This window comes from Bacillus sp. JAS24-2 (genome assembly GCF_008274905.1).
Lineage (GTDB): Bacteria > Bacillota > Bacilli > Bacillales > Bacillaceae_G > Bacillus_A > Bacillus_A cereus.
Genome location: NZ_CP031070.1, coordinates 232946 through 245759 on the forward strand (window position 1 = coordinate 232946; position 12814 = coordinate 245759).

Below are 12814 nucleotides of genomic sequence, written 5' to 3' on the forward strand. Positions count from 1 at the left end.
TTTGAGTGAGCTTAATAAACTAATAATTAAAAAACCTCCCAAATGTTTATCTTTCTAACATCACATATTTATAAGAGTACTGTAAGCTATTATTTATCTACAGCTAATTTTCATTATTTTTTATTAAACAAAATATGTAAGCGTTAATTGTGGAAAATGGAATTTATATATATCAATTCATGATGATAACTGCACTTCTTACAGTAATTGTTGACGCATTCATGAAAAGTTGTTGTAATAATCTTTTACTTCAATCCGTAGATTGAAGTGAAAGATTATTATTTAGTAGTCAAAGCTGATGATAAAAATTTAGGAGAAGGTAATCGTAATAGTTATGAATGCAACCTTAAAGGCTTTGATATCGATGTAAAAGAACAAAACATTATAATTGACATATCGAAAAAATTGCTTCATGGTACTCACTTGAAAGTAACAGAAAAAGGAAAAAACAATTCGTAGAGGGAAAACAAAATGAAATACCTGATGCTCAATGTACAATAATAATGAATAAGAATTTATAATACCAATTGTTGAAATAATATATGAGATGGAGGAAGTTCTAATTAGTTTATTTAATTCTTCAGCGCATTCTTGAATATTTCCTGAACAGTTTAAACCCTGTTGTCTGATTAGTTTACCTTCTATTAGATAAGGTCCTTTATTTCATAAATATTTTGTGTACGATTAAATCTTTTAGGACTGTACGTGTCACTTGGTGAAGAAGGAAGATAAATACTGATAGTATATGTATATTCTTTTTTAGGACATTATTATTTATCATTGTCTCAATCGCTTCTTTCACAATAGATTGCTTTTTTATCAATTAAAAAACCCTCATTATTCGATATTATTTAAAGTATACTATAATGATTAATTAATAACTTTAAACTAATAGTCATAGTAGATTATTACTTCTCTATTTTATCTTGACCTTATAAAGATATTGCTGATATGGTTAAATTATTATTCGATATATTAAAAGGAGTTTTAATGATGAAAAGGTTTAATTTGAGAAGCGTAACAATACTACTAACAATTATTTTCGGTATAAGTTGGTTCTTTTTCCACGGAAATTTAGAAATGAAAGAGATCCATGTTGCAAAGGCAAAAGAAGCTAATACAATAGAGGGACCTCCTCTACATGTAGCAGAGTTACCAAAGACAGGTTTATCTGAAAAGACCATTCCACAAAAATATCTTCCAGATTTGGAAGCGAAAGCAGCCATAATCATTGATGCGAGTAATGGAGAAGTAATTTATCAAAACAATGCGAATGAACCGCTTGCTCCAGCGAGTATGTCAAAAATGATGACTGCTTATTTGCTTTTAGAAAATATAAATAAAGGAAAAGTTCATTGGAAAGATCCAGTAAAAATAAGTGCGAAATCAGCACAAACAGAAGGTTCCAGAATTCCAGTGAAAACAAATGATACATTAACGGTTACAGATTTATTTCACGCTTTAATGATTCGATCAGCGAATAATTCAGCAGTTGCTTTAGCAGAGCATATGGCGAAGACCGAACAAGATTTTGTTCAAATAATGAATCAAAAGGCAAAAGAACTGGGACTTTCGGACAAAACTAAGTTTGCTAATGCATCTGGTTTACAAGAACCAGATGGAAGCGAAACAAAAATGTCCGCGGCTGATGTTGCAAAATTGGCATACCACCTTATTAAAGATTATCCAGAAATATTAGAAGTAACACATTTACGCCAAACCCACTTAACTTTCAAAAATATTCCTGTTACAAGTACAGATGAAATGTTAAATACAGCAAATAAAGCACTTTATATAGAAGGTATGGATGGATTAAAAACCGGCTTTACTGATAGTGCTGGCTATTGCTTTACAGGGACTGCAAAACAAGGAAATAAACGCATTATTACAGTTGTTATGGGAACGAAGAGTCAAACAAAGCGCTTTACTGAAACACATAAATTGATGACTTATGGGTTTCAAATTGTTAAGTTTATGAATAAATAATAAGAGACAGCTTATTAGAAACTCAAAAAAGTAAAAGTAAGATGTTTTTTATTTTTAGAGTATATAAATTAACACTTCTATTTTTATCTTTCAAATATCCTTTATTATCTGAAATTTAATCTGTAAGAAATGACATATTGCCTAGTATTACAAAAAAGAATCTACTAACAAGTACGAACTATACCTCGAATTATGGACACTTTTAAAAGTCCATGACCCTGGATTTTTGTGTATCTTCACTCTCATTCCTCGTTATAATGTAAACAATGATAAAAGTGAGATATGGGAAATAAGTAAAATTATTTTTAATGAAATACAGATGAAAATATCAGAGCATTCTATTACCTACTTTGCGAATTTAAAATAATAGCTGTAGAAAACCACATTGATGTTTGAAACGTTGGGAAAAAACGTATGAGCAATTTAGTGAAAAAGGATGTGCTGATCGTCCCTCTACAAAAATTTTATCTTCCGATGACAAGTTAAAGAAAGTAGAAGCTCGTATTGCTTTTCTAGAAGCGGAACTAGCATTCTTAAAAAGTTAAACGAACTCAAAAGGCAGGCACTACAGAAGAAACATTAATACCATGTGAAAAATATACACTCATTGAACAAGCGACTTATCGCTTCAACTTCCCACGCATGGTATATCATTTTACAATCTGGCTGGTGTAAGTCGAAGGGGGATTACGCTGGCTTCGTAAGGTAGACTTATACATGAAAAAGAAGCAAGTAAGGAGAAAGATTATGAATTGATTCAAGAAATCTTTAACCATAAATAGAAAAACGAGGTGCATGATTCATTAAAATGATGTTAGAAAATACAAAGGGTATTACAATGAATTTAAGGCGTATCTTTCGGATTATTCGTAAATATAATCTCAAAATACAGGTTTGTTGTGTGAATCCATACAAACGAATCTCAAAAGTAACACAAGAACACAAAACTTGTTCTAACTTATTTTAGTATCAATTTACGCAAGAAGAGCCGAAGAAAAATATTCTAACTGATATTCCATATTTACTTTATGGAAAGGGTGAAAAAATCTTATTTCTCTTACATCAAGGATAGTAAGACACAAGAAATTTTTGCTTATCATGTTTCTTCTTTACAAATAGATATCGTCTATCAAACATTAGATAAGTTAAAAGATAGATTAGGAGATATCATTTATCCTGAAGTACTTTTATATTCTAATTGAGGTATACACGCATTTCAGCGTCGTGTAAAGAAAATGGGTATTCGAAAGTCTATAAAACTGTCTAGATAATGCCTCAATGGAATCTTTTTTGGGATATATGAAAGATGAATTAGATTATAAATGTTTTCAAACTTTCCAATTTCTTCAACTGATAAACGAGAGCTATATGCAAGATTATAATTGGGATTGTTAGCAATGGATACTCAAAAGAGATGGTTCCGATCCAATACCGGAACCATCTTTTAATTACCTAATTTTTAATAAACTGTCCATTTTATAAGGTGTCGTTCAGTAGAGCTTTTACCTTTCTATTTAACATGGTAGTGCTGTAATTCTCTTATTAAAAACTCCGCACCTTTTCGACTAAGAACAATATTTCCATTAAATAGAGTGAAATTTCTTTCTGAAACATCCCCTGTTATCATACAAGCGTGTTGAGATTGATATTTCCTTAAGATAATCTTATCCTTTTCTGTAAAAATTTCTATCGGATCCTTTTCTGCTATATCTAAGATTCTTCTAAGTTCCATTGGTATTACAATCCGTCCCAATCTATCTATATTTCTAGTTATTCCTGTTGATTTCATAAAATCACACCTTTTATTAATATAATTTTATAGCGGGGGATTCAAAAATAAACTAACATCTCCAAACGATATGGTGACCACTTCTAGTATCGCTATTTTCTTTTTGTAATTCCCCCTAAACCACCAATCCTTGTTTGAGGTGGAGAGGTATTCCTTGGTGGGCTTTTAAATGATGATTTTGGTTTGACATCTGATCCAATTGAATCATCTAGTGATTTTGTAATTGTTCCTTTTTTCTCTGGAGATGAGAGAATAGCATCACTTCCTTTTACCATAATGCTTCCTTTATCTCCTATAGATTTTTTTGGTTCAATCTTATCTCTTCTTTTAATAATTGACGCTTTACCTTGTTTTATAATAGGCGGTGCCATTTTCTTCTCTTCTTTTGTAGGTGGTCTTTCTGGGATAACTGATTTATGGTTTTTTCTGTCCATGTAACCACGATAATCACCATAAGAAGATTTATGTGAAGCAAAAATATCATTCACTATACTTCCTATTATATACCCTTGTAAAAAGGAAGGGTGATAATTTTGACGAACAAATTCTTTATTACTAATTTCAATTAGTGTATCAGATGGTTTTTCTTTATCCTTTTGAAGGTTATAGATTTTATCAGAATAAACAAGGAACATCTGATTTTCGTCCTCTTTAGACGCTTGTTTAGGCTCCTTTTCATCAGTCAGTTCCTGTGCAACTTGAAGAACTGACTGATTGGTGGCCCTATACACATATGATTCTTGCTTACCATCTTTTGCAACAGATTCTAATGGGTAGTGATCTTGAATTGATTTTTCATTTCGGCACCCCGATAAGGCATAGCCAGTGACTACAAGTAAAATAATGAAGATGAGAATAGTGGTGACGAACGATTTACTCATGGGGAACACTCGGTTTGACATGAATATCTCTCCCTTACGTTGCTCTTATGATTTGTACATCCGCAGAAAGAATCGCTGCCCCCTCATACATCATTGTACGTCCTTCTTGCCATTCAATACGAAGTAGATTTCGGTTATCAGATTGAAATTCCCATACATATTGTTCATGAGAGACAGCAAAAGGTGTTTTTCCCATCACAACCACACGTCCATTATACCGCTCTTCCATATGGTACTCTATACCATTCATCTCAATAGTCGTTGGAATCTCCTCTATAGAATCTAATCGCCCATCAATTGGTTTATACAGCTTAAAATAGGTGCTTTCACGGTTTTCGATTTTCAAATAGCAAATTGTTTTCCCATCCTGTAATATTAACACTATTTCATTACGAGAATGTATGCTTGTTTTTCCGATCAATTCATACATTACTAATGAAACTTCAATCATGTCTCCAGGCGTCAACGTTAATAGACTTTTCTCTGGTTTAACAGGATCTGTGCTTTTCATTATACTTTTAATACGTTTAAATAAACTCATGCTCTTCCCCCCCTCCTTTTCTCTATAGATAAGCTGGCAAAATAAAGACTCCGACAATATGTAACGAAGCGACTAACAAAGCATGTGTTACGTTGTTCTCTCTTCTAAATCTAAACCAACTACTTTTCTTAAAATAAATACAATAAACATTTCTACAACTAATAATATAAAGAATGAAACCGCCGATTCACCAGTGTTTACCATAAATCATTCGATTTCGTAATCGAATGTGACACACTATATCTTTGCGCTAATAATTTCATAATAAAGCGAATTGTAACAGCCATATTTTCGTTTTAGAGTTCTGCTACATCGTTGTATTTTAAAAAACAGAATTAACCCGCATAAGTGAAAATAACAAAATGATACTTACCTCTGTCCGTACAAGCATGATTAACGCATTCATCTATGTCATGTTGTAACCTCGACAAAAAGATAATAAAAAAACGACATGATTTATTTCAGACATGCCGGTTCCTTTGTCTATCCTAAATTATTTCTCATATTGTTTCATAATACGTGCTAGTTCATCATCTACAGCTGATTTTTTATTTAAAGTTGCAAATTCATCATCTAGCGACTTTTCTTTTTTATAAATTTCGCCGCTCGCCTCTGCTTCAGCTTCTAACTGAAGAGCTTTTTCTTCCATACGGCTCAGACCGGCTTTTGCAGTGTTAGCACCGAATCCAGACATTGCTTGATTAATACTTTTTTGTGCTTCCGCTGTATTAACGCGTGCTACAAGCGTTTCACGTTTATTTTTTAGCTCCGTTAATTGCTTACGCATTTCTTCTAGTTTTGCACGAAGATTATCAGCAGCTACTTTATTTTGCTCGTAGCTTGTTTTATATTCATTCATTTTTTGCTCTGTACTTTTCTTTTCCTCTAAAGTACGACGTGCAAGATCAATATTATTCGCTTGAACAGCCATATGTGCTTGCTCTTCACGTTTCTTTACAAGTGATTCGTGCTCTTCAAACAACAATTTTAATTTTTTCTCAAGAGCAATCTGAGCCGCTACACTTTTCTCAGCTTCTTGCACATCTTCTTGCATATCACGTAAATATTGATCTGTCATCTTTACTGGATCTTCCGCTTTTTCAATTAATGCATATACATTCGACATCGTTAAATCTCTTAATCGTTTAAACACAGACATTCGAATTCCTCCTATAATACAGCTTCATATTTCAAATGCAAAATTTAATAAACTAAAAATCCTCTTTACAACAAGAATATTTAAGGTCAAAATCTATGTGTACATTATAGCAAAACTCAGATGTCCTTACACATTCTTTCTCAAACATCCAACATTCTTATCAAAAGATGTATGATTTTGATAAGAATATAATTCGAAGAACAAAAATAAGAGAAGCTTTCTAATAGAAACATTCCTTAATATGATAAGTCCAAACATTTGGTGGTTCTGTCTCAAAGTTTTTAAAAGCAAGGTAAACTTTAGAGAAATAGAGGTAGGAAAATAAAAGCTCAAATATTTTAAAGAAAAATAAGGCTAACAAAATATTATTTTGTTAGCCTTGGGCTACTATCATCGTTTTTCTTTTAGTTATCAGGATGGATTAAATCATTTGTTAGTATTAATTAACCACTAGCTAATTAAGTTACTTGAAAAGAGAATATATTATATGAGATAGCATGGCCATTAGAATCACATTATTAGGTAACCTGCGGAACCGGAAGCTATAGTTTTTCGAATGTTAAAAAAGTAAGTTCGCGGATTGAATTATAGTTCACCTAATTTTCAATCGCTCACCACTTAATGGACACAACATGTTAGAAGAAGCATGTTATATTACATAGTATCAATCGTATATAAGGTAATTAGAGTTATCTATATATTGTTGATCCCCTATTCTACTATTAGATTGGTCGTTAGGAAGGGTTTCCCTTCCTTTGAGTATATAGCACGATTTGATAAATATGGAAAGCTGTATGTTGAAAGGTTCGGAAACACTGAGGCGTATTTAGTTACTAACTTCATTTTCTACTAATCGCCTAATAATATGAAATACAAATTGTATATATTCTCAAAATAGGAGTTTTTAAAATGAAAAAAAGAAATATATATAATCTAAATCTAATATTGTTGTTATGCTGTACAGTTCTTGTACTTTGTTTTATAGATACTATGATTGCTTAGAATATTATAAAAAAACGTTTGGATTTAAAGTAACAGATGAACTTAAAAATCACAAAAATATAATACTGATGATGTTTGTACGCTGTTATAATAAAGTATCTAATTTTTTAAAAGGAAAAGTTGTTAGACGTTACTAACGTAGGGTTTTGGAAAAGAGCAATAGATGCTGAAGTGACCCCTAAAAGTTAGACACGGTTATTTCATTAGGCTACTTGATCCAAATGAGTCCGGTATTGTACCGGGCTCATTTTTAATTTTGCCTTAATCCGTTTCGTATTATAATAATCTATATATTTTTCTAATTCTATTTTAAAATGCTCGATACTTTCAAAATCTTTTATGTAGAGGAACTCCGACTTCATAATCCCAAAGAAATTCTCTATTACTGCGTTGTCGTAACAGTTTCCTTTTCGAGACATACTCTGTACAATAGCTCTTGATTCAAGTGTACGGACGTACTGTCTCATTTGATAATGCCATCCTTGATTCGAATGCATCAGTAGCTGGTGGTTTTCAGGTAAACGTTCTAATGCTTTCTCTAACATCTCTGAAACAAGTGAATACGTCGGTCTAGAACCAATTGTATAGGTAATAATTTCACCATTATACAAGTCTAATACAGGTGATACATACAGTTTCTCTCCAAACAATTTAAACTCTGTGATGTCCGTTACCCATTTTTGATTCGGTACATCTGTATGAAAATTACGCTCTAAAATATTAGGTGCAATCTTACCGACTTTTCCTTTATAGGATTTATATTTCTTCATACGCACAACACACTTTAATCCAAACCTTCTTGTGATTCACTTTCTGACCACGATTCGTTAATTCATCACGAATGCGACGGTAACCATAACGACCTTCATTTTCCTCATAAATCGCTTTAATCTCAGCTTTCAAATCGGCATCTACATCTGGACGATTCATTTTCTTTACTAAATCATAATACGTGCTTCGTGGAATATTAGCTAGCTCCACGAGTGCCTTCACCGAATATTTATGCCTTAATTCATAGACTACCTGCGCTTTGTCTTGTTTCGTGACTTTTCCTTGTTTTGAACTAAGACATTTAACTTTTTTAATTACTCATTTTCCATTTCAAGCTGTTTAATACGTGCTTCAAGTGCTTCGATTGACCCTTCAGCTAAAGCTTGTTTTAATTGTTTATTTGAATCTTTTTTCTTGGATGGACGCCCCTTTTTCTTAGATTGAAGGGCATCAATTCCTTGTGTTTCGAACTGTTTTTTCCAAACAGAAATCGTTGAAGGGGCAGGAATGTTAAAGATAGCTGCCGTCTCAAATAAGGACATACCGTTTTCAATCATAAAGTTTAGTACGTCTAGTTTAAATTGTTGTGTGTAATGTGTACATCGTTTTAGAAAAGCTTCCACACCATTTTGTTTATATTGGTTTACCCAATTCAAAATGATTGTATTACTTATACCGATCACTCTGCCTATTTCTCGATAACTTTCATTTCCGTTCAAATAACGTAGAACAATTTGTATTTTTTCATTAGCTGTAAATTTAGTCATAGAAAAACTGCACCCCAATTGTTAGACTGTGTCTAACAATTGGGGTGCAGTTCATGTATGGTTGCTCTTTCTTGATGTTGTAAAACCGAATATGTTACAAAGAGATTTATAATTCACCTAAAATTTAGATTGAAATCACATGGTGAACACAACTTGTTAGAAGAAGCATGTTATATTAAACTACATCAAGAATATTCAAGGTAATTAAGTCTGCCTCTCTATTTTTGATACTTTCTGTTTACATATAGGAGGGGATTTCCCTTCCTATGAGCATACAATTAAACGTAGTGAAACTACGAATGATTGTATGCTGTATGTTGAAAGGTTCGGAAACACCAAGAAATTTAACTACTATCGGCTTTCAGTTGCAAGGGCAAGAATCCTGATCATTCCATTTCAAAAATATTGATGGTGTAATGTAAAAAAGTCCAATTATCCTATGAACAATAGGATAATTGGACTTTTTATCATGTGTAAGGATTGGATAGTACGAATGTTAAAGGAAAAAATCATGATGATATTTTAGACGCTGAAATATTTTTAGCCCCTTATTCGTTGTTATACAAACAGGCCATAGCTTGTTATCTACTTTCAGCTGTTCTTTCTCATCTTCCACTCAATTATACAACGTCTTTGATCCACTTCCCATTGGAGACCCAAACCTCTTCATATCGCTCGAATACCCGTCAACCGCCCTTGAAAGTGGTACATGAGAGCCTCCTCCAATTAGCTTGGAAAATTGTGGGCTTAGTCTATAGCCTTTTTTAAATGTCCTTCTCATCTTGTATAATATTTCAAGCCTTGTGCATAATTTATATAGGCCAACAATTGAGAAATCTATTACCGTTAGTATTTAATAATTGTTGCTTGACTTTTGTTTAGGCGCCATCCTTTACAAGGACATCATAAAAAATGGTTTTGTTTTTCAATTTCTTATTTGCCTAGCTTTCGTACTATGACATACTTTGCACTTAATGACAGATTTTTAATATAATCATTTCCAATTTCATATCTAGTAGTTGTTCTTCTGTTATATCGACATCACTTAGAAATAGAATGTCAGCACCTTCCGCTTCTTTTACAACCTTATTTTCATTTTTTAATGTGTTATTCACTTCTTCTTCAAGATTCGTTAGAATAAGTTGTTTCTTGCGTAGAAGTGGTAACATATTCCGGTTCCCTACTAATCGGTTTATGTAAACAAGGACACCAATAAACCAGTGGCTTGGTTGGTGTCTGAGTGTTCTCATTTCCCTTTGCTTTTGCTTGCAATCCCTTTTACATCTCAACAACTGCAAAAATACAAAAAGTAACTACACCTATCAATGAGATTTCTCTCTAAATCTCCATCACGTTTATTATATATTTGTATACTAAATGTTTTACTTCCTTCTAGCATTTCTGCATAGTTTGAATATTTTTTTCTCATTATATAAAATTTCACTAAAATCACTTTCCTCTAATTTTTAAGTTTAGCTTGATAACCACTCATTCTAAATTAATCAGCCATTTTCTTTAACTGATTTTTAATTAACTGCGGGATTTAATTAGGATTATTATCCAATTCATCTTTCTGAATGTTAGTTATTTTTTGGAACAACAAATCATAAAACACTTGATATATATAATGTTGGCTTTGAAAAAAGCAAAGAAGACATTGTAAAATAAATTTTTTGTAGACAAATTGTGGGCGTAAAAAATATCTAGTGTTAAATCTAGGTATTTTTATTTTACTTCTAAAATTTCCGATCCATTTTCTTCTATTGTTTCATCTTTAATTTCAGCAGTTTGTTCTTTCATTAAATTGGATATGATAAAGATTTAATTAAGATTGACTTAAGCTTTCGTTCTAGTACCAAACATCCAATTGATACTTATATCAAAGCAGTGAAAAAGGTAGTGATACAAGAATGTATGATATAGAAGTTGTAAAGAAATAAGATATCCAATACGTACATCCATATCTTAAATATGTATTTTTTGTTAAATATATGGATGTTTTCCTTTTTCACAAATCAATATTTGTATGTATAGATATTGATTTGTGAAAAAGGGATATTTATTTATGTTTACAACAAAACAAAAACTGGTTACCGTAGTAACTACTTTAGCGTTAGGGTGTGGATTTACTTTCGGTCTAACACCTGCTTGTGCAGCAACAAACGAGCCGTCTACAGATCGTATTTCTATCTCTTCTGTTGAGAAACAACAAACGTCTTTCGCAGGATATGTTGTTTCTATTGATAACCCATACATGACTGTTATAGATGTACCAACAATGGAAGAAACCTTAGTATACCAAGAAAACTGGTGGGACATAGTAAACAATAATAAAATACAAATCGTTCCTATCCCTAATGATGTTTCCTTTACTGTAGGGGATAAGTTAAATGTCTATTTTAAAGCGATGACTATATCAGTTCCACCTATTGCAATGTCGCCTATTATTGAAAAATTAACAGGATAATGTAGTTTTTTAAAGGAAGAGGCTGTCTGAACTTGTGATAGCCTCTTCTTCTCTCACACCTAACTTCCCCTTCACTTGTTAAAAAAGTTTGCCTTTTTAACCTCTTCCCAAGATGTCAAACCATCTTGAGAAGAATGGTATACACTGAAAAATAATTCTTTTCGAAAACCTTGCTTCTCTGTAATTTTTAATATTTTCTCTTTACACTCTTCGCCATTTGTAGATTTTAATATCATTTCGTCCCCATCAATTAATTACAAATTGAACATAGTATTTATCTTTTCTAAGGTGTTTAAATTTTTATGTTCCTCGCCAGATAAAACCCCAATCAACTAACATTGTTACAAACACAACCAACATACTAGGAAGTAACATATATCTTTTCATATTACTCACCCCACTTGTTTTTATCCTTTTATTATCATAATTTCTTTTATCTAAAGACGAAACCCAAATATATGACAAGAACATTACACTTTTGTAAGATAATACAAGCTGCAGCTTTTCACCATTTAATACCCATACCAACTGTTTGATATGAGGCAGACGGCGTCTCTAGATAGAATTTCTTTAATTCTAGTGAAATAATCTGACCTATCATTGTTGTATTTTTTTTATTCGCAAATTCCTATTAAATTATATATAGTTATTTGTTATGTTTGATAATGGAGTATATTTACAATATTTTTAAGGAGGGTACCCTTTGAAAGACATAGTAAAACTATTAAAGTGGGTTAGTGGTGGGTTAGAAGCTTTGTTAGGAATCCCTATTCTTGGTGGAATAATTGTTATTTCTTTACATTGGTCACCGCTTGTTTTCATGTTAGCATTACATATCATCACTTTAGTATTGGCTAAAAAGAATGATATGAGTGCTAACGGTAATATTTTAGGAATTGTGACGTCTTGCCTGGGATGGATTCCATTTGTAGGAATGATTATGCACATTTTATCAGCTATCTTTATTATGGTAGGCGCAGCTCGTAAAGAATAAACATTTAATCATTTAGACATATAAAACATCGCTTCTCACATGAGAGAAATTTTACTGACAGTTAATGCGGGAGAAAAATATCCGACAAAAAGCTTATAAAACCTTTATATATCAACATTTACCTCATCTTACATTTTACCGAAAGAAAATTATGAGGACAAATTAGTGAAGGAAACACACGGTTTAGTCGCTATATTTAAAAAACATTTATTATACTATATATAAAAGAAACTATAATCAAACAAAGAGAGTATCTTACGCTAAGTGAGATACTCTTGTTTCTATATGTAACCGTATTAGCTTCTATACACACCGAAAGAGCGTAGAAGGAAAGAACTTCCTAATATGGTGAAGAGAAACTATCGGAGGTAATCTAAATGGGAATTATAATGTTTATTCTGCTAAGTCTGCTAATTTACATTTTCTGAAAAATAACGTTCAAGGTAATATATGTAGC

General features: G+C 32.0%; 10 protein-coding genes and 2 pseudogenes. 4 read left to right on the forward strand and 8 right to left on the reverse strand.

Annotated features, from left to right (window positions below; translation table 11 throughout):
• The first annotated feature begins 993 nt into the window (after positions 1 to 993).
• Positions 994 to 1986 carry a D-alanyl-D-alanine carboxypeptidase family protein gene (locus DN407_RS31215; protein ID WP_149217213.1) on the forward strand — a complete coding sequence of 331 codons (993 nt, stop codon included), beginning with the start codon at positions 994 to 996 and terminating at the stop codon, positions 1984 to 1986.
• 392 nt (positions 1987 to 2378) lie between these two features.
• Positions 2379 to 2531, forward strand: a complete 153-nt coding sequence (locus DN407_RS31945) for a hypothetical protein (protein ID WP_179955861.1) — start codon at positions 2379 to 2381, stop codon at positions 2529 to 2531.
• A 965-nt stretch (positions 2532 to 3496) separates the two neighbouring features.
• On the opposite strand, the gene DN407_RS31225 is transcribed toward DN407_RS31945, so the two are convergent.
• From DN407_RS31225 to DN407_RS31255, 7 genes and pseudogenes are all read right to left on the reverse strand, one after another.
• Positions 3497 to 3775, reverse strand: a complete 279-nt coding sequence (locus tag DN407_RS31225; RefSeq protein ID WP_149217215.1) for an AbrB/MazE/SpoVT family DNA-binding domain-containing protein — start codon at positions 3773 to 3775, stop codon at positions 3497 to 3499.
• Positions 3776 to 3867: 92 nt separating this feature from the next.
• On the reverse strand, positions 3868 to 4677 hold the full coding sequence (locus DN407_RS31230; RefSeq protein ID WP_149217216.1) for a DUF4247 domain-containing protein: 810 nt from the start codon (positions 4675 to 4677) through the stop codon (positions 3868 to 3870).
• Positions 4678 to 4690: 13 nt separating this feature from the next.
• The gene (locus DN407_RS31235) at positions 4691 to 5197 is read right to left on the reverse strand and encodes a DUF4178 domain-containing protein (RefSeq protein ID WP_149217217.1); all 507 of its coding nucleotides are present in this window, start codon (positions 5195 to 5197) and stop codon (positions 4691 to 4693) included.
• A 22-nt stretch (positions 5198 to 5219) separates the two neighbouring features.
• Positions 5220 to 5603, reverse strand: a pseudogene (locus DN407_RS31240) (DUF350 domain-containing protein).
• A gap of 87 nt (positions 5604 to 5690) precedes the next feature.
• Positions 5691 to 6356, reverse strand: coding sequence for a PspA/IM30 family protein (locus DN407_RS31245; RefSeq protein WP_149217218.1), 666 nt, complete (start codon positions 6354 to 6356; stop codon positions 5691 to 5693).
• A 1205-nt stretch (positions 6357 to 7561) separates the two neighbouring features.
• Positions 7562 to 8896: pseudogene (locus DN407_RS31250) on the reverse strand (IS3 family transposase).
• 971 nt (positions 8897 to 9867) lie between these two features.
• Positions 9868 to 10065, reverse strand: a complete 198-nt coding sequence (locus DN407_RS31255) for a hypothetical protein (RefSeq protein WP_149217219.1) — start codon at positions 10063 to 10065, stop codon at positions 9868 to 9870.
• Between the two features lie 896 nt (positions 10066 to 10961).
• On the opposite strand from DN407_RS31255, the gene DN407_RS31260 reads away from it, so the two are divergent.
• Entirely contained in the window at positions 10962 to 11363 is a 402-nt protein-coding gene (locus DN407_RS31260) for a DUF3221 domain-containing protein (RefSeq protein WP_149217220.1), read from the forward strand.
• A 71-nt stretch (positions 11364 to 11434) separates the two neighbouring features.
• On the opposite strand, the gene DN407_RS32640 is transcribed toward DN407_RS31260, so the two are convergent.
• Complete coding sequence (locus DN407_RS32640) at positions 11435 to 11599, reverse strand: YxeA family protein (RefSeq protein ID WP_255446558.1); 165 nt, start codon at positions 11597 to 11599, stop codon at positions 11435 to 11437.
• Positions 11600 to 12066: 467 nt separating this feature from the next.
• On the opposite strand from DN407_RS32640, the gene DN407_RS31270 reads away from it, so the two are divergent.
• The gene (locus DN407_RS31270) at positions 12067 to 12357 is read left to right on the forward strand and encodes a hypothetical protein (RefSeq protein WP_149217221.1); all 291 of its coding nucleotides are present in this window, start codon (positions 12067 to 12069) and stop codon (positions 12355 to 12357) included.
• Positions 12358 to 12814: the final 457 nt, after the last annotated feature.